Source organism: Anaerostipes hadrus ATCC 29173 = JCM 17467, from assembly GCF_030296915.1.
Taxonomy (GTDB): domain Bacteria; phylum Bacillota; class Clostridia; order Lachnospirales; family Lachnospiraceae; genus Anaerostipes; species Anaerostipes hadrus.
Window position 1 is genome coordinate 440662 of record NZ_AP028031.1, and the last position, 26347, is coordinate 467008.

The 26347-nt window shown below is 35.7% G+C and carries 28 protein-coding genes and 1 tRNA gene; 26 read left to right on the plus strand and 3 right to left on the minus strand.

The window, feature by feature from the left end; all coding sequences use genetic code 11:
* Positions 1–12 precede the first annotated feature (12 nt).
* The 11 genes from atpD (at position 13) to QUE18_RS02140 (ending at position 9442) form a co-directional block, all read left to right on the plus strand.
* Complete coding sequence (gene atpD / locus QUE18_RS02090) at positions 13–1416, plus strand: F0F1 ATP synthase subunit beta (RefSeq protein WP_009203254.1); 1404 nt, start codon at positions 13–15, stop codon at positions 1414–1416.
* An 8-nt stretch (positions 1417–1424) separates the two neighbouring features.
* The gene (gene atpC / locus QUE18_RS02095) at positions 1425–1829 is read left to right on the plus strand and encodes an ATP synthase F1 subunit epsilon (RefSeq protein ID WP_009203253.1); all 405 of its coding nucleotides are present in this window, start codon (positions 1425–1427) and stop codon (positions 1827–1829) included.
* Positions 1830–2036: 207 nt separating this feature from the next.
* The gene (locus tag QUE18_RS02100; protein WP_009203252.1) at positions 2037–2423 is read left to right on the plus strand and encodes a BlaI/MecI/CopY family transcriptional regulator; all 387 of its coding nucleotides are present in this window, start codon (positions 2037–2039) and stop codon (positions 2421–2423) included.
* Between the two features lie 2 nt (positions 2424–2425).
* Positions 2426–3568: a M56 family metallopeptidase gene (locus QUE18_RS02105; protein ID WP_040344095.1), complete on the plus strand. Its 1143-nt coding sequence runs from the start codon at positions 2426–2428 to the stop codon at positions 3566–3568.
* Positions 3552–3800, plus strand: a complete 249-nt coding sequence (locus QUE18_RS02110; protein WP_009203250.1) for a hypothetical protein — start codon at positions 3552–3554, stop codon at positions 3798–3800. Before QUE18_RS02105 ends, QUE18_RS02110 begins: the two co-directional genes overlap by 17 nt.
* A 113-nt stretch (positions 3801–3913) precedes the next feature.
* The gene (locus tag QUE18_RS02115) at positions 3914–4360 is read left to right on the plus strand and encodes a hypothetical protein (RefSeq protein WP_009203249.1); all 447 of its coding nucleotides are present in this window, start codon (positions 3914–3916) and stop codon (positions 4358–4360) included.
* A gap of 75 nt (positions 4361–4435) precedes the next feature.
* The gene (locus tag QUE18_RS02120; RefSeq protein ID WP_009203248.1) at positions 4436–6556 is read left to right on the plus strand and encodes a bacteriocin-associated integral membrane family protein; all 2121 of its coding nucleotides are present in this window, start codon (positions 4436–4438) and stop codon (positions 6554–6556) included.
* Positions 6556–7197 (plus strand): ABC transporter ATP-binding protein, encoded by a 642-nt coding sequence (locus QUE18_RS02125; protein ID WP_118627789.1) that lies wholly within the window; start codon positions 6556–6558, stop codon positions 7195–7197. Before QUE18_RS02120 ends, QUE18_RS02125 begins: the two co-directional genes overlap by 1 nt.
* Complete coding sequence (locus tag QUE18_RS02130; protein WP_009203246.1) at positions 7194–7385, plus strand: bacteriocin-like WGxF protein; 192 nt, start codon at positions 7194–7196, stop codon at positions 7383–7385. Before QUE18_RS02125 ends, QUE18_RS02130 begins: the two co-directional genes overlap by 4 nt.
* 157 nt (positions 7386–7542) lie before the next feature.
* Positions 7543–7713: a sigma factor gene (locus QUE18_RS02135; RefSeq protein ID WP_009203245.1), complete on the plus strand. Its 171-nt coding sequence runs from the start codon at positions 7543–7545 to the stop codon at positions 7711–7713.
* A 55-nt stretch (positions 7714–7768) separates the two neighbouring features.
* The gene (locus QUE18_RS02140) at positions 7769–9442 is read left to right on the plus strand and encodes an AAA family ATPase (RefSeq protein ID WP_040344093.1); all 1674 of its coding nucleotides are present in this window, start codon (positions 7769–7771) and stop codon (positions 9440–9442) included.
* Between the two features lie 320 nt (positions 9443–9762).
* Here the strand turns inward: QUE18_RS02140 and QUE18_RS02145 are convergent, their stop codons facing one another.
* Complete coding sequence (locus tag QUE18_RS02145) at positions 9763–10212, minus strand: CYTH domain-containing protein (protein ID WP_009203243.1); 450 nt, start codon at positions 10210–10212, stop codon at positions 9763–9765.
* Positions 10213–10332: 120 nt separating this feature from the next.
* On the opposite strand from QUE18_RS02145, the gene trmB reads away from it, so the two are divergent.
* From trmB to QUE18_RS02160, 3 genes are all read left to right on the plus strand, one after another.
* The gene (gene trmB, locus QUE18_RS02150) at positions 10333–10977 is read left to right on the plus strand and encodes a tRNA (guanosine(46)-N7)-methyltransferase TrmB (protein WP_009203242.1); all 645 of its coding nucleotides are present in this window, start codon (positions 10333–10335) and stop codon (positions 10975–10977) included.
* Between the two features lie 182 nt (positions 10978–11159).
* Positions 11160–11477: a thioredoxin gene (gene trxA / locus QUE18_RS02155; protein WP_009203241.1), complete on the plus strand. Its 318-nt coding sequence runs from the start codon at positions 11160–11162 to the stop codon at positions 11475–11477.
* 4 nt (positions 11478–11481) lie between these two features.
* Complete coding sequence (locus QUE18_RS02160; RefSeq protein ID WP_009203240.1) at positions 11482–13269, plus strand: ABC-F family ATP-binding cassette domain-containing protein; 1788 nt, start codon at positions 11482–11484, stop codon at positions 13267–13269.
* Between the two features lie 54 nt (positions 13270–13323).
* On the opposite strand, the gene QUE18_RS02165 is transcribed toward QUE18_RS02160, so the two are convergent.
* A complete protein-coding gene (locus QUE18_RS02165; RefSeq protein WP_040344089.1) occupies positions 13324–14499 on the minus strand; it encodes an AI-2E family transporter in 1176 nt (391 codons plus the stop codon).
* A 143-nt stretch (positions 14500–14642) separates the two neighbouring features.
* Positions 14643–14715 (minus strand) — tRNA-Lys (locus QUE18_RS02170).
* Positions 14716–14902: 187 nt separating this feature from the next.
* Between QUE18_RS02170 and QUE18_RS02175 the strand changes: the two genes are divergently transcribed.
* From QUE18_RS02175 to feoB, 12 genes are all read left to right on the plus strand, one after another.
* On the plus strand, positions 14903–15697 hold the full coding sequence (locus QUE18_RS02175; protein WP_009203238.1) for a carbon-nitrogen hydrolase family protein: 795 nt from the start codon (positions 14903–14905) through the stop codon (positions 15695–15697).
* Positions 15698–15744: 47 nt separating this feature from the next.
* Positions 15745–17694 carry a penicillin-binding transpeptidase domain-containing protein gene (locus QUE18_RS02180; RefSeq protein WP_009203237.1) on the plus strand — a complete coding sequence of 650 codons (1950 nt, stop codon included), beginning with the start codon at positions 15745–15747 and terminating at the stop codon, positions 17692–17694.
* Between the two features lie 164 nt (positions 17695–17858).
* Positions 17859–18284, plus strand: coding sequence for a zinc ribbon domain-containing protein (locus QUE18_RS02185; RefSeq protein WP_015530678.1), 426 nt, complete (start codon positions 17859–17861; stop codon positions 18282–18284).
* A 1-nt stretch (position 18285) separates the two neighbouring features.
* Positions 18286–19131 (plus strand): DUF5685 family protein, encoded by an 846-nt coding sequence (locus QUE18_RS02190; RefSeq protein WP_009203236.1) that lies wholly within the window; start codon positions 18286–18288, stop codon positions 19129–19131.
* On the plus strand, positions 19124–19873 hold the full coding sequence (locus tag QUE18_RS02195) for a DnaJ domain-containing protein (RefSeq protein WP_008394049.1): 750 nt from the start codon (positions 19124–19126) through the stop codon (positions 19871–19873). The genes QUE18_RS02190 and QUE18_RS02195 overlap by 8 nt, the downstream gene beginning before the upstream one ends.
* Positions 19874–19907: 34 nt before the next feature.
* Complete coding sequence (gene dnaK, locus QUE18_RS02200; protein WP_008394050.1) at positions 19908–21641, plus strand: molecular chaperone DnaK; 1734 nt, start codon at positions 19908–19910, stop codon at positions 21639–21641.
* 185 nt (positions 21642–21826) lie between these two features.
* Positions 21827–22438: a DUF3793 family protein gene (locus QUE18_RS02205; RefSeq protein ID WP_008394051.1), complete on the plus strand. Its 612-nt coding sequence runs from the start codon at positions 21827–21829 to the stop codon at positions 22436–22438.
* Between the two features lie 54 nt (positions 22439–22492).
* Complete coding sequence (locus QUE18_RS02210) at positions 22493–22924, plus strand: flavodoxin (protein ID WP_008394052.1); 432 nt, start codon at positions 22493–22495, stop codon at positions 22922–22924.
* A gap of 101 nt (positions 22925–23025) precedes the next feature.
* Positions 23026–23313, plus strand: coding sequence for a DUF2325 domain-containing protein (locus tag QUE18_RS02215; protein ID WP_040344086.1), 288 nt, complete (start codon positions 23026–23028; stop codon positions 23311–23313).
* A 136-nt stretch (positions 23314–23449) separates the two neighbouring features.
* Complete coding sequence (locus tag QUE18_RS02220) at positions 23450–23659, plus strand: FeoA family protein (protein WP_009203234.1); 210 nt, start codon at positions 23450–23452, stop codon at positions 23657–23659.
* A 111-nt stretch (positions 23660–23770) separates the two neighbouring features.
* Positions 23771–23995 carry a FeoA family protein gene (locus QUE18_RS02225; RefSeq protein WP_008394055.1) on the plus strand — a complete coding sequence of 75 codons (225 nt, stop codon included), beginning with the start codon at positions 23771–23773 and terminating at the stop codon, positions 23993–23995.
* Between the two features lie 101 nt (positions 23996–24096).
* Positions 24097–26283 (plus strand): ferrous iron transport protein B, encoded by a 2187-nt coding sequence (feoB, locus tag QUE18_RS02230; protein WP_008394057.1) that lies wholly within the window; start codon positions 24097–24099, stop codon positions 26281–26283.
* Positions 26284–26347 lie beyond the last annotated feature (64 nt).

Below are 26347 nucleotides of genomic sequence, written 5' to 3' on the forward strand. Positions count from 1 at the left end.
GGAGGAAATAACATGGCAGATAATCGTACAGGAAAGATCACACAGGTCATCGGTGCGGTTCTGGATATCAAGTTTGGCAGTGATAACCTGCCAGAGATCAATGATGCGATCAATATTCAGACAAAAGACGGCGGGAAATTAGTCGTTGAAGTTGCACAGCACCTGGGTGATGACACCGTAAGATGTATCGCAATGGGACCAACCGACGGATTAGTCCGTGGAATGGAAGCACAGGCTACAGGCGGACCAATCTCCGTTCCTGTAGGAGAGGCAACCTTAGGACGAATCTTTAACGTGCTGGGAGATCCTATTGATAATAAACCGGCACCAGAAGGAGCCAACCGCTTACCAATCCACAGAAAAGCACCGGAATTTTCAGAACAATCTACAGAGACAGAAGTTCTGGAAACAGGAATCAAAGTCGTTGACCTTCTCTGCCCATACCAGAAGGGTGGAAAGATCGGTCTGTTCGGTGGTGCGGGAGTAGGAAAAACCGTACTGATCCAGGAGCTGATCCGAAATATCGCAACAGAGCATGGTGGATATTCCGTATTCACTGGTGTAGGAGAACGTACTCGTGAAGGAAATGATCTATACACAGAGATGAGTGAATCAGGCGTTATCGACAAGACCGCCATGGTCTTTGGACAGATGAACGAACCACCTGGAGCCCGTATGAGAGTTGGTCTTACCGGGCTTACAATTGCAGAAGATTTCCGTGATCGTGGAGGAAAAGACGTCTTATTATTCATCGACAACATTTTCCGTTTCACACAGGCAGGATCTGAGGTATCTGCCTTACTTGGACGAGTGCCAAGTGCGGTAGGTTACCAGCCAACACTGCAGACAGAGATGGGTGCCTTACAGGAACGTATCACATCCACAAAGAATGGATCGATCACATCCGTACAGGCAGTCTATGTGCCAGCCGATGACTTAACTGACCCGGCACCAGCAACAACGTTTGCCCATCTGGATGCAACAACTGTATTATCACGTGCGATCTCAGAGATGGGAATCTATCCGGCGGTAGATCCATTGGAATCAACATCCAGAATTCTCGATCCAAAAGTCGTTGGAGAAGAACATTACAAAGTAGCTCGTGGTGTTCAGGAGATTCTGCAAAAATACAAAGAATTACAGGATATCATTGCAATCTTAGGTATGGATGAACTTTCCGAAGACGAGAAACTGGTCGTAGACCGCGCAAGAAAGGTACAGAGATTCTTATCTCAGCCATTCTTCGTAGCTGAACAGTTTACAGGAAAACCAGGACAGTATGTATCCTTAAGTGATACGATCCAGGGATTCAAAGAAATCTTAGAAGGAAAACACGATGAGATTCCAGAAGGAATGTTCTTGAATGCAGGAACCATCGAAGAAGTTGTAGAACGTTTTGCAGCAAGAAATAAGTAGGTGATCCTATGGCTGAAAACACAATGAAATTAGAAGTCATTACACCAGAACGCTCATTTTATACAGGAGATGTCACATTTGTTGAGTTAAATACAACCGAAGGAGAAGTCGGAATCTACGCAAGACACATCCCGATGACCATGATCATCGCACCAGGTGTCCTAAGGATCACAGAAGAAGACGGAACCAAGAAGAAAGCGGCATTATTAAAAGGATTTGTGGAAGTCACAGAAACAACCATGAGTATCCTGGCAGAAGTCGCAGAATGGCCGGAAGATATCGATGTTGAACGTGCAAAGAAAGCGGAAGAGAGAGCAAGAAAGAGACTCGAAGCTAAGAGCGCAGATATTGATATTGCAAGGGCAGAGTTGGCACTTAAGAGAGCGTTAGTTCGTAAGGGATTGAAAGCATAAAATTTATTTGAATATGTGTAAAAAGATTCTAGGCAGATTGATTGCTTAGAATCTTTTTATTTTGTAGAAAAAATCAAATTATTTTTATAAATAGCTAACATAACATATGCAATAAAAAAATAATATAATGTTATATTTATACTTGTATAAATGGTAGGCTTCATATAAAATATAAAGTAAATTAAGATTAAAGGAGAAAGTGGTTCAATGAAAAAATTAACAAAAAAACAAGTAGAAATAATGAAAATATTTTGGGCAAGTGAGCATCCATTAGCAGCATCAGATATTTTGAAATTGGATGAAAGTATGAATATTAATACAATACGTGCATCTATTCAGAGTTTACTGAAAGCAGATTATATTGAAGTTGCCGGTATTGAACATAGAGGAAATGTATTGGCACGTACTTACACTTCTAAGATTAAGATAGAAGAGTATATTATTTCTAATTTTGCAGGAATTAATAATAAAATTTCTAAAAAATCTTTGGTTGCTCAATTTATAAAAAATGAAGAGGATGAAGAGGTTATAAATGAACTGGAACAAGAATTGAAGTATAGAAAAGAAATCTTAGCGAAAAAGAGGGATAATTAGATATGACATTTCCAACATACGGATCAGTATTTGCATGTATATTATTGAGTAGTGTTTTTATGATTGTGGTATGTTTGCTGGGAAATAGAATAAATTTTATTTTAAAAAATAGTGCTAATTTGTTGGTATTTTTCATGATCATGGTTATGTTAAGAATGTTTTTTCCATGTAATTTTGTATTCACCAAAAACATTTATTCTACACGTGCGTTGACTGTAATATGTGATATTTTAATGAAACATATTTGGAAGGATTATAGTGTTTCAGATGTAATTATAGTAGTATGGATATTAATTAGTTTTATGTATATATGCAAGCTTATACATACACAGATTCAATTCAATCGATTTTTATCAATACTAGTACCAGATAATTCAAATAAGATAGAGAAGGCATATAAATCAGTACAAAATAATAAAAACTATAAATTTGAAATATATAAAATACAGGGAATTAAGAGTCCATGTATTACAGGATTGATTCATCCTAAGATTCTACTGCCGGAAATGGATTTTACCGAAAAAGAATTACAATATATTTTTAAACACGAACTGCAGCATTTTAATCATCATGATCTGTGGTTAAATATGTTGTGTGAAATTATTATGTGTTTTTATTGGTGGAATCCTTTCGCATATTTTTTAAAAGAGAAATTCAAGGATATGTTAGAATTCGCAAACGATAAAAAAATAACGGAATCAATGAATGAAATGGAAATTTATGAGTATTTAGAATGTATGCTTAAAATTATAAAGAATAATAAGATGCATAAGAAGATACCAGTTCTTTGTTTTATTGGATGCGGAAGATCTACACTTCAACAAAGATTTGACTTAATTATAAGAGGACAGGAGAAAAAATATAAACACAGAGGATATATTTTGTACATTATGGTTTTTTGTTTCAGTTATATTTTAAGTTTTGTTTTTGCATTCGAGCCAGAATATAATAATCCAGATCATATGTCAGATGAAATTATATACAATTTAGAAAATAAAGATACATTTTTTATAAAAAACAATAAAGGATATAAAATATATTATAAAGGAAGATTTGTAGGAAAGTGTAAATCATTAGAAACATTTCAAGGATATCGTGTATATAAAAACGACAAGGAGGCAAAAGAAAATGAAGAGGTTAAATAAGATAATTGTATGTTTAGGTGGGGTATTAGTATTTTCGATGGGACTTAATTTCTCTGTTCAAACAATTTATGCACAAGAAAATGTAGCAATTGTAGATGAAGGGCAAAATGGAGATATCGAGGAATATAAAAATGTTTATGTTTGGAAATATAAAGTAGTAAATGGAAATTTATATAAAAGAAAATATAATATAGTAACTGGAAAATGGGTAGGAAAATGGATACCAGTATAAAATGATATAGTATTTTTTTAACAACATATTATAAAAATATTGACAATATATACATAATGCAGTAGTATATAAGTACATTCTGGAATGTAAAAATATTATATAAGGAGAGCATTATGACAAAAAAATTAGCATTAATAGCATTTTGTTTCTGCGCATGTTTCGGACTAGTTGGTATAACATATGCAGATACATATGCAAGTACAACAAAAGAGAACACAGCTGAACAAGAGCAGGAAATTAATTTAGACCAGTATTTAAATAATGGTGATAAATCATTACATGATGTGATTTATGGTGTGTCAGGTGATACAGCATCAAATAAATTATTAAAAGGTCGTCCAAGTAAACCTAACGCTAATAGAGGCTATTTTTGGGTAACTTGGGAAGGTGAAAAATTTGCTGCACATTTTGATAATGATTATTATACACATAGAGTGGTAGTGAAAAATTCAAATTCTTCTAAATGGTATGCTAGTGCATGGGTCCCAAAAGGAACACGAGCTACAAGAAGAATTTTTCAGACATTAACTGGAAATAAGGCTAAATGGGCAACTAAATAATAGAAATATAAAATAATTACTGCAGCCTATATACAAAAAGGTTACAGTAATTATTTTTTAGGAGAAAACTGTGAAATGAAAAGCAAAAAGATTGTTTGCATCTTATATAGCATTGTATTGATAGGCATGAATGTTTTTGGGTTTGCAATTTTCAGTGATTATCGCATGACAGATAAGATTTTCCATAAGAGAGTGGTAGAAGTTCAAGCCAGACAACAAGAACTTGTGAATGTATCAGAAGTTCATAAAGAACTTTTAAAGTTTGCAAATCAATATCATGTAACAATTATGAAATATGAATTTCTTAATGAAAAAGAATTATCTATTTATACGACAAATCAACAAGAAGTTTTAAATATGAAGTTTCCGTATACCACATGGAAAATAAATGTGTATCCATTTAAAGATTTGAAGAATGTAGGATATGGAAACACATTTTTTATAGATCATACGACGAGAGCAATAGAGCAGAAATTAGAACAGGGATTATCCCAATATGGTATTGTAAAAATATATACCAATCAACAAAAATGGCAATCAATAAATAATCTTTCAGTGTTGTATTTGTTAGGATTTAGTGTTTTATTTTTATTGCTAGGATTTAGTGTCTATTATATATATTCGAGAAAGAAAATAGCTTTAATGAAATATTGGGGATATTCGAAAGCATCAATTATATGGAAGATAAATAAAGATATCATAAGATTTTGGATATTCAATGAAATGATATGGTTAATGATATGGATTGGAGTTGGATGGAAGTTTGAAGGAATACAAAAAATAATAGAATATATGTCTACATGTATTTTGGTAAATTTATTGATAAGCATTATAATTTTTCTGTTGGCAATTATAATAAATTGTATGATATTATCTCTTGAAAAGTATATATCAGAAGGGGAAAAAACGGGCTTTTTTAATCAAATCAAAAAAATATCTTATATAGTGTTGACTAGCGTATTTATAGTTGTATTGTTAACTTTAAGTAATGCAACAAATGATGCACAACGATTGAAAGATAAACAACATACTTTGAGTTATTGGAATAAGACAAAAAATATTTATACAATTAATTTTCAAGGATATGATTCTTCAGTGGTAGAAGATTCTTTGGAAGCAAGAAATATTAATGATGAGTTAGAAAAATTTTATCAAAAATCAAAAGATAAACTCAAAATATTTATTATAAACTCAGATAATTATGAAAAGGAATCGGATGGAAGAGGAAATCAGAGGTACGAATTTGAGTATGCTGGAGATAAAGAAGAGCAAATTTATTCACCAGCAGGAAGAAGTATTCAAATAGATGAAAATTATTTAAAGCGAAATCCAATACAAACATGTAATGGAAAAGCCATTTCAAAATTGATTGATTACAATCAAAATACTCTTAATATCTTAGTGCCAGAACAGTATAAGAAATATGAAAAAAAAATCATAAAAAATTATAAAGAAAATTTCTATTTTCAAAAGGTTACAATAGATAATTATTTTAGAAAAAATATGAATAAACCAAAAAATATGCTGAAAAAAGATAAACTATCTATTAATATCATATATGTGAAATCGAATCAATCTTATTTTACGTATGATTCAGATACAGGAAATGACAAAAATCAGATTATAGATCCAATAGCAGTCATTTATACAGGCGGAGTGGATTCATCTTGTATTGCATCTATGTATGCAGGAGATACAGTTTCAGGTAGCATTTATTTTGAGGATAATTCTAAAAAACAAGGTCGGGCATATCGAAAAGTAGAAGCATTAGAACAAGAGTTAGGTATTTATCAATTTAACTCGGTAACAAATATTTATGGACAGGCAGCCAGCAATCTTGTGATTATTCGACAGAAAGTAATGTGGCAGAGTGCAATTTTATTAGCAGTTATACTTTGCTCCATAGTATTTATAACAATAGCAGTTAGTGGATATTATTTTTCAAAACAACAAAGATTATTATTAGAAGCTTTATGGGGATATGGCTATATGTCGTCAATAAAAGAAATCATTCTAGTTTTTATAGGCATTAATTTGTGCACAACTGCAGTAGTATATATTATAAAACATAATGTAGTAGTATGGTATTTTATGATTATAGCATGTATCATAGAAATTATTGTTACAAAGTTAGAGTATGATTATTTAAGTAAGAAAAATTTACATGAAAAAATAATAAATGGAGAGCAATGGTGATGATTGAATTAAAAGATATTTGTAAATCATTTGGTGATCATGTAGTTTTGAAAAATTTTTCGTTAAAAATCAATAAAAATGAATTTATTGCAATTATTGGTGAGAGCGGGGCAGGAAAAACTACTATTTTAAATATGATTTCTATGATTGATAAACCAGATAGTGGGAGTATTTCAATCAATGGGGAAAATAGCTTTTCTAAGAAAGATATTCAAAATTTAAGAAGATATGTATTTGGGTATATTTTTCAAAATTATGCCTTGATAGAAAATGATACAGTAAAAGAAAATCTGTTGTTATCAAAAAAGTATCGAAAGAATTTTAAAGAAAAAGAGTTAGAAGAATCTTTAGAGAAAGTTGGGATATCCAAAGAATATCTGGGACATAAGGTTTGCGAATTAAGTGGTGGAGAACAACAAAGAATAGCAATTGCAAGAACGATGTTAAAACCATGTGAGATTATACTTGCAGATGAACCAACTGGAAATCTTGATACAAGCAATAAGGAAAAAATTATTCATTTATTTAAAGAATTAAAAAAAGAAGGAAAAACAATAGTATGCGTTACACATGATGAAGAAATGGCAAAAAGTGCAGATCGAATCATTGATTTAAAAAAAGAAAGAGGTAGAGAAAAATGAAAGGTATTTTATTGGCAGCAATGAATGTAGTATTGATCTTATTTACAGTGTTAGTACATAAGATAATTTTCAGAATACTGGGATTAGGATATGACAGTTTGGTGGTATATTGGGGATTATTTGTACTTATATTTTTTATATTAGATGTAATTTTGAATTTTTTCTTTTTAAAAGATAAATCAAGATAAAAGCAAGAATATATTTGAATATGTAAAGAAATCCTGTCTACATTGAGAAATCAGTGTCAGGCAGGATTTTTTGTTAAATTAAAACCATCAATCTTTTCAGATTATGTAATTTTTTCTAAATTCATTGTCTCTAAAAAGATGAAAGGAGATCAAAAGAATGTCGACAGAACAAATTTTAGAAAGGCTTATGCGAGAATACGGAGATTCTGTTTTTCGTATGTGCTTTCTTTACTTAAAGGATTATCATTTGGCAGAAGATGCCACACAGGGAACATTTATGAAAGCTATGAAAAAATTAAAAGATTATTTTGAGTTGCATATAAAATAATCAGATAGTAAAATATGAACAAAAGGTAAGATAAATGCGGAAAGGAGGGAACCTCATGCAAAAGAAACTTCCAATCGGAATTGAAAACTTTGAAGATATGATAAAAGAAAACTATTACTATGTAGATAAAACAGGCCTGCTCAAACAATTGCTAAATGAACACGGCCTAGTCAATCTATTCACAAGACCAAGAAGATTCGGAAAATCCTTAAATATGAGTATGTTAAAATATTTCTTTGAAATAGGAAATGATCAGGCAATTTTTGAAGGCCTTGAAATTTCAAAGGACAAAGAATTATGCGATCAATATCAGGGAAAATTTCCAGTAATCTCAGTTTCATTAAAAGGAGCGAAAGCAGGAAATTATGAAGATGCAAAAGCTATGATGAAATATATCATGGCAGCAGAATCCAGACGATTATACGATCGAATGTCAGGAGATAAGTTAAGCGAAAAACAAAAAGAACAGATGAAATCATTAATGTCAGATAACATGAAAGATACAGAGTTAATGACAGCACTGTGGATTTTATCTTCTATTTTAAAAGAATATTATGGGGAAAAAGTTATCATATTGATCGACGAATATGATGTCCCATTAGACAAGGCGTTCGAGAATAACTACTATAATGAAATGATCATCTTACTTCGAAACATGTTAAAACAATCATTAAAAACAAATGATAATCTATACATGGCCGTATTAACAGGCTGCTTAAGAATTGCCAGAGAAAGCATCTTTACAGGACTAAATAACTTCAATATCTTTTCTATCACAGACCAATATTTTGATGAGTACTTTGGATTTACAGACAAAGAAGTAAAAGAAATATTACAATATTACAAAGTACCAGAAGCTTTCGAACAAACAAAGAAATGGTATGACGGCTATCGCTTTGGAAACACAGATATCTACTGCCCATGGGATGTAATCAATCACTGCCGAGCATTAAAAGTAGAACCAGATGCGACACCACAGCCATACTGGATCAATACAAGTGGAAATTATATCGTAAAACGCTTTATAGAGAAAGCAAACCAACAGACAAGAAGAGAAATTGAACAATTAATTGAAGGAAAAGCAATCCAGAAAGAAATCAGGTTAGAACTAACATACAACGAACTAGACAGCACGATCGAGAATCTCTGGAGTGTACTCTTCGCAACAGGCTACCTCACCCAACAGGGAAAACCACAAGGAAGAACTTACTCTCTGATAATCCCAAACGAATCCATCCGACAGATCTTTATCGAACAGATTCAGGAATGGTTCAAAGAAACCACAAGAAAAGACGAAAACCGCTTAAAAGATTTCTGCAAAGCATTTGAAGAAGGAAACGCAGAAGCAATCGAAGAACAATTTAATAACTACCTAATGAAAACCATCAGCATCCGAGACACCTTCACAACCAAAAAAGAAAACTTCTACCATGGAGTCCTCCTAGGCTTACTAAGCTACGACCCAGACTGGTACATTACCTCAAACCAAGAAAGCGGAGACGGATACAGCGACATCATGATCGAAGCAGAACAAGCCAGAATCGGAATCATTATAGAAGTAAAATATGCAGAAAACATCAAAACACTAGATAAAGCATGCCAAAAAGCACTAAAACAGATCAAAGAAAAGAATTACGATCAGAAACTAGAAGAAGAAGGCTACGAAACAATATTAAACTACGGAATCGCCTGCTATAAAAAACGATGTAAAGTTTTGGTAGACAAATAATATAAAATAGAACCATTATCATTTTTAGAAAAAATTGTAAGTAAAATTTACATGATAATAAATATAGAATATATAGTTATTACCAATAACCTTCAGCGTATATAAGAGATATAAAATAAATAAAAGGTAGCTAAACGATAGAATTTCATAGGATTTTTTACAAAATCGCAGCAAACTTGGTGCGATGTCTGAGCGAAGCGAGTTTCGCAAGGAAAGTTTGCGAACAAGCGTTTTGTAAAAAATCCGTCAATGAAATTCGTGTTTAGCCACCTTTTATTTATTTTATATCTCTTATATACGTCAAAGATTATGACAAACAATTATTTATTCGCCAAATTATTATTCTGATACCGAGAATCAAACGTAACCTCATCATCAAACCACTCAGGTCCTTCATATTCCACAGCAACTTCCTCGCTAGGAAATTCCACCTCGGCCATCACAAGCCCTTCATATTCTCCATGAAAGACATCCAGTTCGATCACAAATCCATGTTCATCCGGAATCTTATAACGAGTCTTAGAAATTAAAATCCCATCCACCTTCGGAAGCAGATGTTCATAAGCTGCCTTATCAAGCGGAAATTCATGTTCGGTTCTAGCCATCAATCCCTTACTCTTAAAAGTCAAGAAATACTGCTTATTCATCCTGCGGATACGAATGACAGGCTCCATGCAAAGATAGCCCTGTTCGATCTCAGAGTGTGGATAAGAATCCAGATTATCAGGTAAGTTGTGGACGATAAATTTTCTTTCGATTTCCATGGGCATTTCCTCCTTGAAGTGCAGATCCTAAGCCTTTTTAAGGCCGCATACTTTTTCTTTATTATACCCATCGTCTATGATATAATCAACAAAGATTCGAGAAAAAGATAAAGGAGATGAATATAAATGCGTTTAAGAAATGTACCAGGAGCGAGAGAGACGATCATAGAAAATCAGTTTTCCATCCAGCAGCCAGAGCAGATGAAAGGAAAATGGCATGAAGTATTTCAAAATGACCACCCAATCCACATCGAAGTAGGAATGGGAAAAGGACAGTTTATCATAGAAATGGCAAGAAGAAATCCAGAAGTAAACTATATTGGAATCGAAAAATATTCAAGTGTCTTAGTAAGAGCTGTAGAGAAATTAGAAGATTTTGAACAGGACAACCTTCGTTTGATCCGTATGGATGCAGAGAATATCGAAGAAGTGTTTGACAAAGATGAAGTAGACAGGATTTATTTAAACTTCTCTGATCCATGGCCAAAAGACCGCCATGCAAAGAGAAGATTGACATCTACAAGATTTTTAGAACGATATGATAATATCCTGACACCAGAAGGAAGAGTGATGTTTAAGACAGATAACAAAGACTTATTTGACTTCTCCTTAGAGCAGGTAGAAGAAGCAGGATGGATCCTGGAAAATCACACATACGATCTTCATCACAGCGAATATAATGAAGGAAATGTCATGACAGAATACGAGGAGAAATTCTCAGCAAAGGGAAATTCAATCTGTCGTTTAGTCGCATATCGTCATGCCAAATAAAAGGATTGCATAAAATAAACAAAAAGTGGTAATATAATTATGAAACAAGGAAAGTTTCGATGTAAGATCCAGTTGTTTCTATATTTGCATCCATGCGTGAACAGATGGGTCTGTCAATTTTTTCAGTCACTAGACGAAGCAAAACGATGTTTAAATAAATAGCAAAGGATAGGTGAATTATTATGGAATATACATTTACAAGTGATAATTTTGAAGAAGAAGTATTAAAAAGTGATGTGCCAGTATTAGTAGATATGTTTGCAACATGGTGCGGACCTTGTAAGATGATGGCACCAGTGGTAGCACAATTAGCTGAAGAATATGAAGGAACTGTAAAAGTCGGAAAACTTGATATCGATCAGAATGTTGATATCGTAGCACAGTACAAGATCATGTCAGTTCCAACATTTTTAGTGATCAAAGATGGAGAGATTAAGGCAAAACTGATTGGAGCAGTATCCAAAGAAGAATTAGTTGATGCGATCGATCAGGCAAAGTAGTAAGATGAATATATTAAATATTGAACATATCAGCAAAATTTATGGAGAGAAAGTCATTTTTGATGACGTATCTCTTGGAATCCACAGTGGCGATAAGATTGGTGTGATCGGGGTCAACGGTACAGGAAAGACTACATTATTAAAGATCATTGCCAAGATCAACGAGCCAGACAAAGGACAGATTATCTGTGGAAATGGAATCCGTGTATCTTATCTTCCACAGAATCCGGAATTTTCGAAGAAACAAAGCATTCTTGAATATGTGATGGATGGAAAAGAACATCAGGACTGGAAGACAGAGAGTGAAGCAAAAACGATCCTTACAAAACTTGGAATCTATGATTTTGATGAAGGATGTGATCATTTATCTGGAGGCCAGAAGAAGAGAGTTGCACTCGCAAGAACTTTAGTAGATCCAACCGAAGTACTGATCCTTGACGAGCCAACCAACCACTTAGATAATGATATGGTTCTATGGCTGGAAGAATTCTTAAACAGCTTTAGAGGTGTATTGATCATGGTAACCCATGACCGTTATTTCTTAGATCGTGTAACGAATAAGATCGTAGAGATCGACAAAGGAAAGCTTTACGAATACGATACCAACTATTCTGGATTCGTAGAGTTAAAAGTCCAGCGCGAAGAGATGGAACTTGCGACAGAACGTAAGCGCCAGAGTTTACTCCGCGTGGAAATGGAATGGATGAAACAGGGAATCAAAGCGAGAGGAACGAGACAGAGAGCCAGAACGGAACGTTTTGAAGAACTTAAGAATGCCAAAGGTCCATCCATGCAGCAAAATGTTGAGATGGATTCGATCAGCAGCCGTCTTGGAAAGACAACGATCGAGTTAGAACACATTTCCAAAGGATTTGGTGACAAACATCTGATCAATGATTTCTCTTACATCGTATTAAGAGATGACAGGATTGGATTTATCGGACCAAATGGCTGTGGAAAATCAACTTTGATGAAGATGATCATGGGAATCTTAAAGCCGGACGAAGGAAACATTACGATCGGTGACACCGTAAAGATCGGGTATTTTGCACAGGAAAATGAAGATATGACAGGAGATATCCGTGTCATTGATTATATCAGAAATGTCGCAGAATACATCCAGACAACGAAAGGGCAGGCAAGTGCATCCCAGATGCTAGACCGTTTCCTGTTCCCGCCAGAACTTCAATACACACCGCTTGATAAACTTTCTGGAGGAGAACAGAGACGTCTCTACTTACTAAAAGTATTGATGGAAGCACCAAATGTTCTGATCCTCGATGAGCCGACCAACGACCTTGACATCCAGACATTAACAATCTTAGAAGATTATCTGGATACGTTTGCAGGAATCGTGATCACAGTATCTCATGACCGATATTTTCTTGATCGTATTGTAAACAGGATTTTTGCGTTTGAAGAAGGTGGACATTTAAAACAGTACGAAGGTGGTTATACGGATTATCTGGAGAAAGTAAAGCCAATTGCGAAACAAGAGAAAAGTAAACCAGAGAAAAAAGAAAACAATGGAAAGAAATTCCAGAAAGAACACCAAAAGAAGCTCAAGTTTACATACAAAGAACAAAAAGAATTTGAAATGATCGATGATGATATCGCAAAACTGGAGGAAAAAATAGAACAGTTAGATGAAGAGATCATGGAAAATGCAACGAATTCTGGTAAATTAGCAGAGCTTACGCAGCAAAAAGAAGAGACAGAAGAAGCTTTGAATGAAAAGATGGACCGTTGGGTATATTTAAATGATCTGGCAGAACAGATAGCGAATCAATAACAATAAAAGAGGATTGACTCACAAAATATCATATGAGTCAATCCTCTTATTATGTTAAGCTTCTTTTTCTAACTTAATATTCTTCTTATACAATCGATAATCCACCCAGTTTCCGATCAAAAATTGAACTGTAGCAAAAAACGGAACTCCAAGGAACATTCCAAGTGGACCGAAATAAGCGCCACCAACAGTGATGGAAAATAAAATCAGTAGTGGACGAACTCCGGTAGATTCTCCAAGGATCTTAGGTCCAAGGATCAGACCGTCAAACTGCTGCAGGACAAAAACCATGATAATAAAGATCAGGCACTTCGTCGGACTTACGATAAAAAGAATAAAAGCACCGGGAACTGCACCAATGATCGGTCCAAAATAAGGAATCATATTTGTGACGCCGATAATAACACTGATCAATACAGTATAAGGAAGTTTTAAAATTGTCATCGCAACAAAAGCCAGTAAGCCAATGATCAGAGAATCAATGGATTTTCCGATAATGAAACCAGAAAAAATATTATGACAATCTTTTAAAGTGCGAAGTACACGATAAGAGAAATTTTCATTAAAGATTGCAAGAACCAATCGTTTTCCGGCATTTTTTAAAATAAATTTATCGATCGTCATATAAATAGAAACAATAAATGCGATAAACAGGTTAAATAATCCCTTGGCAAAAGACATGGAAGCCTCATAAAGCATAGGGACGATATTGGTCAGAAGATTGTTGGTCAGTTCGAAAAGCTTTGGTAATGTCTTTGTCTCGATCATATCGGCAATCTGACCAGGAAACATATCTGTGCTGTTCTCACGATAATGTTCAAAGATTGACATGATTGATTTATAAATATCGGGAATCATCAGGGATAGTTCACGAATACTGTCATATAACTGTGGGATGATAAATCGTAGACATACAATGATAAAACCAACCATGACAAGATAACTGATCAAAATGGCGAGTCCACGCTGTGTACTGGCAGATTTCTTCTTTAAAAGTTTTATTGATACATTTCTTTGAAAGAAAGCTACAACAGGGTTTAAAATATAGGCAATCAGAAATCCCATAAAAAATGGAAATAAGATGCCCCATAATTGAGAGATCAGTTTGCTTGTATTAGACCATTGTGTTATAAAACGGAAGATCACGCATCCGATCAGGATAACAGCAATGGTATAGATAGAAATCGTAAAATACTTTTTATTCGATTCGAATTTGTGGTTGCTTGACATTTGAGACTCCTCTTAGAATGATAGTTGATCAGTAATATCATCTATTATAGACGTTTCCAAGATCAGTTACAAGACAATATAAGATTTAAATAAAAGAAAAACACCATCCCCGGCTACAAAATCAACCAAAAACAGTGCTTTAGTACGCGATGAGGGGTTCGAACCCTCGACACCCTGATTAAGAGTCAGGTGCTCTACCAACTGAGCTAATCACGCTTAAATTATGTTGTTTTTACTGCGCTTCCTTAACGCAAGATTTATTATATACGAATGTTTTAAGAAATGCAAGCATTATTTTTAATTTTTTTTATTTTTTTTTACAAAAAATTTAAAGAAAGTTAATAACGGTACAAAAAAAGCCCGAAATATGGTATTCTAGAGACTGGAAAGGGGATAAAATTTCATGGATAAAATAGCGGTTGCACAGACAACATCTTCCGGAAACTGGAGAGAAAATATAGAAAAAGCAAAACAATATATAAAGAAAGCAACAGAAGAAGAGGCAGTTATGATCATTTTTCCAGAATATTTCATGAATTATTATCCGGATGCTGAACACAACTATACAAAAAAGGCACAAAGCTTGCATGGCGAATTTGTACAGGCAATGAAGATGCTTGCAAAAGAGTTTAAGATGTGGATCATTTTTGGGATGAATGAACAGACTGTGGATGAAACAAAGAACTACAATACAATGGTAATCCTGAATGACCTGGGAGAACTTGTGTCTGATTATAAAAAGACACATTTGTTTAATGCATATAAATGGAAGGAATCAATGAATACGCTTAAGGGGGATTGTTTGTTTACACCAATTAAGACACCTGTAGGTGTGATCGGACTTGGAATCTGTTATGATCTCAGATTTCCGGAACTTGCAAGATATGAAGCATTATCTGGAACTCAGGTCATGTTGTATCCAGCGGCATGGGTTAAGGGTGAAGGAAAATTTATGCAGTGGGAGACACTTCTTCGGGCAAGAGCAATTGAAAATGAGATGTATGTTTTAGGATGTTGTCATTACAGCAAGGAACATTACATGGGAAGAAGTACTGGATTTGCACCAGATGGAACCAGATTGTATTTAGGAGAAGAAAAGGAAGAGCTGCTCTATGCACAGATAGATAAAGAACAGATTCAAAATATAAGAACAGCCAATCCTGTCTTTGAAAACAGGAGAAAAGATCTCTACGATTAAATAAAATAATACAGATCAAGGTAGGAATCAGAAAGAGGTAGTATCATATGGAAGATAGAAGAAGTATAGCAAAGAAGGCAGCAATAGGAGTCGCACTGGTGATCGCAGCTGCGGGAGCTGTATTATTCTATAAGAATAATATTGCGATGAATCCAGGTGACACATTATTAAAATATATGTCATATGCAGAAGATGGAAAGTATGAAAAGATGTACGATCTTTTGAATGAAGAAAGCCAAAAAAGTATTTCAAAAGAAGAATTTATCAAGAGAAATAAAAATATTTATAAGGGAATCGGGGTCCAAACGATCGATGCTGATGTAACTTCAAAGAAGAGATCAACAACCGTGACATATCACGTAAAAATGCAGACAAATGCTGGAATTATTGCCTATAATAACCGTACAGATTTTGTCAAAGAAAATCATAGATATCGCATAGATTGGGATGACTCCGTTATTTTTCCGCAATTAGGAGCAGAAGACAAAGTCAGAGTAAAAACTTTATATGCCAAAAGAGGAAAGATCAAAGATGCACAGGGAAATGCACTTGCTGTACAGGGTAAGATCTATTCTGTAGGATTTGTTCCTGGGAAGATGGACGGTAATTCCGTAAAACTTGCGGCAAAGAAATTAGGATTATCCAAAGAAGAGATTCAGAGGAAACTTGATCAAAAATGGGTGACGGATGATTCTTTTGTACCATTGATCAAATTAAAAGAATATTCAAAAGATCTTCTCAATGTGAAAGGGATCATTGTTTCCACAGAAACTGGGAGAATCTATCCACTTGGGGAGGCAGCAGCACATCTTATCGGTTATATGCAAAATGGCGAAGGAAAAGCAGGACTTGAGAAATTATATGATGAGCAGCTTTCTGGCATGAATGGCTTAGAGATATACATAGAAGATTCTAATGGACAGAAAAAACAGTCACTGGCGGTTAGATCTCAGACAGATGGAAAGGATTTAACAACAACGATCAACAGTAGTTTGCAAAAGGCTATTTACGAACAGTATAAAAATGATAAAAGTGCTCATGTTGCATTGAATCCTTCAACAGGAGAGGTCAAGGCACTTGTAAGTACTCCGTCTTATGATGCACAGGCATTTATCTTAGGAATGAGCCAGAAGAAATGGAATGTGATCAATAGCGATCAAAGACTGCCAATGCAAAATCGCTTTAAAGCAACATTTGCACCAGGATCATCCATCAAACCGATCATAGCAGCGATCGGACTAAGCCAGAATAAATTTCGTGCAAATGATGACTTTGGAAACAGTGGAAAACGCTGGCAGAAGGATAAAAGCTGGGGTGGTTATTACGTAACAACATTGCACGATTATAATGGGCATAATCTGCAAAATGCAATGATCTATTCTGACAATATTTATTTTGCAAAAGCAGCCCTGAAGATAGGAAAAGATACCTTGAAGGATCAGCTTGACAACTTAGGTTTTGGAGAAAGTTTGAAATTTACATTTGGACTAAACGCTTCATCCTATGGAAGTGAAGGATTTACTTCTGATATTCAGTTAGCTGACAGTGGATATGGACAGGGGAAAATGATGGTAAACCCGGTACATATGGCAGCAATCTACACAGCATTTTCTAATAATGGTAATATGCTGAAACCGTATCTGGTCAAAGAAAACGGATCAAAAAAACAAGTATTAAAGGAAACTATATTTACCAAACAAGCTGTGAATACTGTAAATGAAGCTATGCGACAAGTAATCAGAGATCCTTCTGGTACGGGACACGCAGCGAACATAGAAGGGGTAGATCTTCGAGGAAAGACAGGAACTGCAGAGATCAAACAATCACAGACAGACACAAAAGGAACAGAAATCGGCTGGTTTGTGACCATAATGCCAGCAACAAACAATAAGGGAGCATTGGAACTGGTATCCATGACAGAAAACGTGAAGAAACGAGGCGGAAGTGGATACGTGGTCAATAAAACAAAGAAGATCATGGAAGAATACCTGCAGTAGATCAGCTGCAGGTATTTTTCTATGATCGATGATGCAATTATAAAATAAAATTTATAATTTCTTTACAACCAATTCATTGCTATTCTGCATAGGTTTGCGTATAATTACCATTATACTTAAATGTGATATCCATAATAGAACAGATATCAAAGAAGGAGAAGTCTATGAGAGATAAATTCAACCAATTCATGCAGGGCAGATACGGAAATGACGATCTGAACCGCTTTTTAATGAAGATTATTTTAGCAGCATTTGTACTATCACTATTTACAGGAAGAATCGTATTTGGCGGCGTAGTATCACTTAGCCGTATTTTTTATTGGATCGCATTAGCACTTTTGATTTATTGCTATATCCGTATGTTTTCAAGAAACATCTATAAACGAGCCGAAGAAAACAGATGGTTCCTGAATAAAACATCCAATATGCGGGGACTCTGGAGCAATAGAAAATACAAAGCACAGCAGATGAAGAACTACCATATTTACAAATGTCCAGGATGTGGACAGAAGATCAGAATTCCAAGAGGAAAAGGAAAGATAGAAGTTCGTTGTCCAAAGTGTCGTACCACATTCGTAAAGAGGAGCTAAAATGTTTGGGTATATCATTGTCAACAAATCAGAGATGAAATTCCGCGAATTCGATGTCTATCACGGATACTATTGTGGTTTGTGCAGAAAATTAAAAGAACATTATGGAAAGTTTGGTCAGATCACACTTTCCTATGATATGGTCTTTGTATTGATGACCTTAACCAGTCTTTATGAATTAGAAACAACAAAGAGTATGAAGCGATGTGTCACACATCCATTGCAAAAACATGAGGAAAGAGTAAACAATATCACGGATTATGTCGCGCACATGAATATTTTGTTAACTTATTACAAATGTAAAGATGATTGGAATGATGACCGCAAATTAGAGAAGTTGGTATTAGAAAAAATTTTATACCATAAAAGTGGGTTTTCCAGAAATTTTTATAGGGAAAAATGGAATAAGATCAATGATATATTAGAAAAGCTGTCAGAAGAAGAGAAAAAAGACAATCAGGATATCGACCAGATGTCAGGGATGTTTGGAAAGGTCATGGCAGAGATCATGTTGTATCAGGATGATGAGTGGAAAGAACTTCTGAATCAATTTGGATTTTTCCTTGGTAAATTCATTTATTTGATGGATGCATATGAAGATATTGAAGATGATCTGAAGAATCACAACTATAATCCACTGAAAAATATATATACAAAACCGGAATTTGAAGATATGATCCATCAGATTCTAACGATGATGATGGCAGAGTGTTCGAAAGCTTTTGAACAGCTTCCACTGATCGATGATATAGATATATTGAGAAATGTCTTATATTCCGGAGTATGGTATCGATACGAACAGGTACGAGAGAAACGAGAAAAAGAAAAGGAAGAAAAGAATGTCTGATCCATATGAAATTCTAGGAGTGCAAAGAGGTGCTTCAGAAGAAGAAATAAAAAAAGCATATAAAAGATTAAGCAGAAAATACCATCCAGATGCCAATCTTGATAATCCAAAGGCAGCTGAGGAGAAATTTAAAGAGCTCCAGCAAGCTTATCAACAGGTTATGAAGGAGAAAACAACCGGATACAGCCAAAGTTCTTATGGTGGATACCAGAGTCAGGGGAATCCTTATGGTGGACAAGGGAATCCATATGGAAATCAACAAGGGAATCCGTATGGAGAATGGAATCCATTTGAGGATATTTTTGGACAATTTAGTGGTTATTACACAAATGGCGGAGCTCAGCAAAGACAGAAGACAACGACAGGATATGAGAAGGACACGCATTTAAGAGCAGCAGGTAATTATGTAAGGAATGGTTATTATCAGGAAGCAAGGAATGTTTTAGATGGCATGGAACCAGCCAGAAGAAATGCGAGATGGTACTATTACAGTGCAGCTGCCAATCAAGGCCTTGGAAATAATGTAACTGCTATGGAACATGCAAAACAGGCAGTTTCCATGGAACCTGATAATTATGAATATCAGATGTTATTACAACAGCTGCAAGGAAATGGTTCTTGGTATCAGCAAAGACAAAGTACTTATCAGAATCCATATTCCACAGGTGGAGACTGGTGTATGAAGATGTGCATGTTAAATTTGATGTGCAACTGTTGTCTCGGTGGCAGATACTGGTGTTGATCTGTAAAACAACACTGATTTAGGAGGGAAGACTATGAGCAAAGTAATAGGAATAGATTTGGGAACAACAAATTCTTGTGTAGCAGTGATGGAAGGTGGAGTACCAGTTGTGATCTCAAATGCAGAAGGTGGAAGAACTACGCCATCGATAGTGGCATTTGCGAAAAATGGAGAACGACTGGTTGGAGATCCAGCAAAACGACAGGCGGTAACGAATGTAAGTCGTACAGTTGCATCCGTAAAACGTCAGATGGGAACAGATCGTAAAGTAAAAATTGATGGGAAGAAATATACACCAGAAGAAATTTCAGCGATGATCCTGGCCAAATTAAAAAAGGATGCAGAAAGCTATCTCGGGGAAGAAGTAACGAGAGCCGTGATTACAGTACCAGCTTATTTTAGCGATGCTCAGAGACAGGCTACAAAGAATGCTGGAAAGATTGCGGGATTAAGTGTGGAACGTATCATTAACGAACCGACATCTGCTGCATTGGCGTATGGACTAGACAAATCCGTATCCCAGAAGATCATGGTATATGATCTTGGTGGAGGAACTTTTGACGTTTCGGTGATCGAGATTGGTGATGGAGTTGTTGAAGTACTGGCAACGGCTGGAAATAATCATCTTGGAGGAGATGATTTTGATCAAAGGATCATGAATTATCTGATCGGGGAATTTAAAAAAGCAGAAGGGATCGATCTGTCTAAGGATCAGACAGCTGTTCAGAGGATCAAAGAAGAGGCAGAAAAAGCAAAGAAAGAATTATCTTCTTCTATGACTGTACAGATTAATCTGCCATTTATTGCAGTAGGGAAAGATGGCCCTAAACATATGGATATCACATTAACCAGATCCAAATTTGAAGAACTGACTTCAGATTTGATCGATCAGACAGCAGGACCAGTTCATCAGGCGTTATCTGATGCAGGAATCAGTACCAGCGAACTTCATATGGTACTGTTAGTCGGCGGTTCTACCAGAATGCCAGCAGTTTCAGAGAAAGTAAGACAGTTAACAGGTAAAGAACCAAGCAAGAATATGAATCCAGATGAATGTGTAGCTCTGGGTGCAGCAATTCAGGGTGGAAAGATTGCAGGAGAAGCAGGGTTAAATGAGATTTTATTAATGGATGTTACACCGTTGTCCTTATCCATTGAGACAGCTGGAGGCGTTGCAACTAGATTGATCGACCGAAATTCTACAATCCCAACAAGATACAGTCAGATTTTTACGACAGCAGCAAATTTCCAGACAACTGTAGAAATCAAAGTTTTGCAGGGAGAGCGTGCGATGGCAAGGGATAACCAGGTCCTTGGAACTTTTAAATTAAAAGGAATCAAGAGAGCCATGCGTGGGGTTCCACAGATCGAAGTAACATTTGATATCGATGTCAATGGAATTCTGAATGTATCTGCCAAAGATCTTGCGACAGGAAAAGAACAGTCCATTACGATCACAGCAAGTTCTAACATGTCAGATAAAGACATAGAACGAGCAATGGAAGATGCTAAGGCATATGAATCCGAAGATCAGGAAAAACGTGATGCGATCGGAAGTTATAATGAGGGAGAAAATATGCTTTATAAGGGTGAGGCATATTTAGCCCAGCATAAAAAAGAATTATCCAGAGAACAAAGATCAGAGTTGAAATCAGCAATTAGTGATCTGAAACATTCGATGAAACGGATCAAACCACAAAATATTACAGAAGAACAAGGCAGAGCGATCAAAGAAGCATCGGAACGTGTAAATCAGTTGATACGATAGGAAAGTGTTTGGACCGATTGTATTAATGGATATGAAAATAGAATAAAAGATATAAAAATGGGAAGATTAATGACTATAAAAGCAGAAAATATAGTGATAAATCTTCTCATTTTTTACTATAGACAAATCTATTGTATAGGTGTATGATGCAAATAGTTAGTTAAGACTAACCTAAGGAGGAATCAATGAGATATCAAGTAGAATTAAGTCATGTAAAATGGAAAAAATGTATGCAGATGCAGATGGCGATGCATTGTGCACCTGTGCTTGCAGGGCTAAAGCCATCCAATGCAGTAACTCTCGACTATATTGACTCAAAAGAATTAATTCAGTCACTTGCGGGAAGTGATATCAAGTGTGGACTGATCTATTCAGGAAATGGTAAATGTCTCTGGCTGCTGTATCGTGAACAGCAAGTTAACCAGTATCTGATGGATCCAGAAAACCAAAGATTTTTAAAACACTGCGGCTATTCATCCTTTCAGATTCAAAATATCCTTTATACACTTAAGAATCGTTACAGGCTTTACAAAGCAGGGCAGGCAGATTTTCCACATGAACTTGGCTTAATTCTCGGATATCCATTATGTGATGTGATCGGATTTATCAAAAACAATGGACAAAATTGTTTATATTGCAGCTACTGGAAGGTTTACGACAACCTTTCTCAGACGAAAAAGATCTTTGAAGTTTATGATAAAGTTCGTTTCCAGATGGTCAAACTTGTGGAATACGGAAAGAGTTTTAAAGAACTCGTCGACATGTACACAAATTATCAGGTACCTAGGTATGCTTAACTAAAAATAAAACATTCAAACAAAAAAGAAAGACAATCATTAGGAGGATAAGTCATGAGCGAAGTAATCGTTGCATTTTGGACAGGAACAGGAAATACAGCAGAAATGGCAGAATATGTTGCAGAGGGAATCAAAGAAGGCGGAGCTGAGGCAAAAGTTGTTTCTGTAGATGATATCAGCGCAGCAGATTTAAAAGATGCAAAAGCATTTGCACTTGGATGCCCATCTATGGGAGTTGAACAGTTAGAAGAATCAACAATGGAACCATTTGTTGAAGAAGTCTGCGGATTCGCTTCAGGAAAAACAATCGGATTATTCGGATCTTACGGATGGGGAGACGGAGAATGGATGAGAAACTGGGTAGAGCAGATGGAAGGAGCAGGAGCAACTGTTGTTGGCGGAGAAGACGCAATCTGTCAGGAAGCTCCAGATGAAGATGCTCAGGATGAATTAAAAGCCATGGGTAAACAGCTGGCAGCAATCTAATTTATAAATAAAGAATAAGAAAATAAACAGCCGGGCGTATGGATCATATGTCCGGCTGTATTAAAAACAGCAAGGCAATATCTAGAAGGAGGGAACACAAAATGAGTATTGTAATTATTGGAGGACATGACCGCATGGTACGTCAGTATGAAACAATCTGTAAGAAGCATAACTGCAAGGCAAAGATATTTACACAGATGCCATCATGTCTGAATAAGAAAATTGGTACCCCGGATTTAGTCGTATTATTTACGAACACAGTTTCACACAAAATGGTACGTTGTGCTGTCAGTGAAGCAAAGAATAAAAATATTGAAGTAGTAAGAAGTCACTCAAGCAGTCAGGCTGCATTAACAGAAATTTTAGAGCAACGTTGTGAAATTGCATAACGAAAAAATATAAAAAACCCCTTGACAGTATTTTGAAGTTAGAATATACTAACAAATTGTAAAAGGAAATTAGTTTACACTAACAAAAGATAGTTACAACTAACAATGATAGAATAGAGAAAAAGGGGAAGATATCATGCCTTTAATTATGGTTGGAATTGGAGAAACATGTACAATTCAGAGAATCGGTGGAAGTGAAGAAACAAGAAGATTCTTATCAAACCTCGGTTTTGTACAGGGAGCAGAAGTAACTGTATTATCAGCAATCGGAGGAAATGTCATTGTGAACATTAAAGACTCCAGAGTTGCAATTAATAAGGATATGGCTAGACATATTATGGTTTAATATGTTTGTTATATTGCGTTTATAGGAATAAATTGTCACGTAGCGGTTTATTTGATAGATGCTTGATAGATTTGAAGACAATGAAATATTGAGAAGAAAGGAGATATGACCATGACTTTAGGAGACGCAGCAGTTGGAAGCACAGTTATAGTTGCAAAGATCGATGGAGACGGTGCTTACAAACGTCGTATTATGGATATGGGAATCACAAAAGGAAGCGAAATTTTTATCCGCAAAGTAGCTCCTCTTGGAGATCCTGTTGAAATTACAGTCAGAGGATACGAACTTTCTGTAAGAAAGAATGATGCTCAGTGTGTATTAGTTAAAGAAGCTTAATACATAAGAGTTAGTAGTATCTAATAAAAGTTAGTAATATCTAATATCAAGAAAAGCTATTATTTAATAGGGAAGCAATTCCCCAGGGAGGTAAAAAAGAAATGGCTATTAATATCGCACTTGCGGGTAACCCGAACTGTGGTAAAACTACCATGTTCAATGCCCTGACAGGAGCTAACCAGTATGTTGGTAACTGGCCAGGTGTTACCGTAGAAAAAAAAGAAGGTAAATTAAAAGGAAAGAGAAAAGGGGAAGACATCACGATCACTGACCTTCCAGGTATCTATTCTCTTTCACCATATACATTAGAAGAAGTAGTCAGCCGAGACTTCTTACTAAATGAAAATCCAGATGTTATCATCGACTTAGTTGATGCAACTAACATCGAGAGAAACTTATATCTGACAACACAGCTGATCGAAACTGGTGTACCAGTTGTCATCGCGTTGAATATGGCAGATTTATTAGAAAAACGTGGGATCAAAATTGATGTGGAACGTCTTTCTATGTTATTAAACTGTCCAATTGTTGAGACATCTGCATTAAAAGGAAAAGGTCTTGACGAAGTAGTGGAAGAAGCAATCAAAGTTGCGAAGAAGAATACCGTAGATCTGCCAAAAGAGATTTTCTCTAAAGATGTAGAAGCAGCGATCGCTGAAGTTAAAAATGTACTTCCATCATCTATTTCTGAAGATAAGAGAAGATGGTATGCAGTAAAATTCCTGGAAAATGACAGCAAAGTAGCAGAAAGCGTAGCACTTTCAGGAAATGGTGCAAAAGTTATAGAAGATAACAGAACAAAGATTGAAAAAGCCGAAGACGATGATATGGAAAGTATCGTAACAGATGGACGTTATCAGTTCATTCAGAAGATCGTTTCCACTACAGTGAAGAAGAGCGGAGGAAAATTAACGATTTCTGATAAGATCGACCGTATTGTGACAAACCGTATCTTAGGTATCCCAATCTTTATCGCGATCATGTTTGTTGTATACTATATTTCTGTAACAACGATCGGTACATTAGTAACAGACTGGACAAATGATACATTTGTAGCTGAGATGATCCAGCCAGCCGCTCAAAGCTTCTTAAAAGGAATCGGTGCAAGCGCAGCAATCCAGGATCTGATCGTTAATGGTATCATTGGTGGTTTAGGAGCTGTCCTTGGATTCGTTCCTCAGATGGCAATCTTATTCTTATTCCTGTCTATCTTAGAAGACTGTGGATATATGGTACGTATTGCGTTCGTAATGGACCGTGTATTCCGCCACTTCGGATTATCAGGTAAATCCTTCATTCCATTACTGATTTCTTCAGGATGTGGAATTCCTGGTATCATGGCATCTAAGACGATCGAACAAGACAACGACAGACGACTGACAATTATGACAGCAACATTCATTCCATGTGGAGCGAAACTTCCAGTTATCGCTATGATGGGTGGTGTTATGACAAGTTATGCAACAGGAAGTTATGAAGCAGGTGGATTAATGGCACCATGTATGTACTTCATTGGTATCGTAGCCGTATTAGTTGCAGCAATCATCTTAAAGAAGACAAAACCATTCTCTGGAAAGCCAGCTCCATTCGTAATGGAACTTCCACAGTATCATATCCCATCTGCTAAGACAGTATTACTTCATGTATGGGAAAGATTAAAAGGATTCATCATCAAAGCCGGAACAATCCTGTTCTTAGCTTGTGTTGTTATGTGGTTCTTAAGTGGATATGGATTCGTCAATGGTTCATTCGGAGCTGTTGAAGATCCAGGAAACAGTTTATTAGCAGTTATCGGTGGAGCAATCGCACCAATCTTTGCACCACTTGGATTTGACAACTGGAAAGCTGTTGCAGCTTCTTTATCAGGATTCTCAGCAAAAGAGTCTATCGTATCAACAATGGGTGTACTTGCAAACGTAACTGGAGATGCATCAGAAGATGCTGTCACAGTAGCAGAAGCAGTAAGAACTTGGTTCCCAAGTGCTGTAGCAGCATTTTCATTCTTACTGTTTAACCTGTTAGACTCTCCATGTTTAGCAGCAATCTCTACAATGGCAAAAGAAATGCAGTCTAGAAAATGGTTCTGGTTTGCGATTCTTTTCCAGAATATTTTTTCTTATGTTGTAACGCTGATCGTATATCAGATCGGTACATTTGCAACAGGTGGAGCATTTACAGTAGGAACAGCAGTAGGTATCGTGTTATTGCTTGTAATGTTATTCCTGCTATTCAGACCAGATCCATACAAAGATCAGAAAGTATATTCAAAGAGATCTGTTCAGGCGTAGTCGAAATGGTATATAATAGAGGGGCTGGATGTGTAAACATCCGGCTTCTTGCTTATCAAATTTC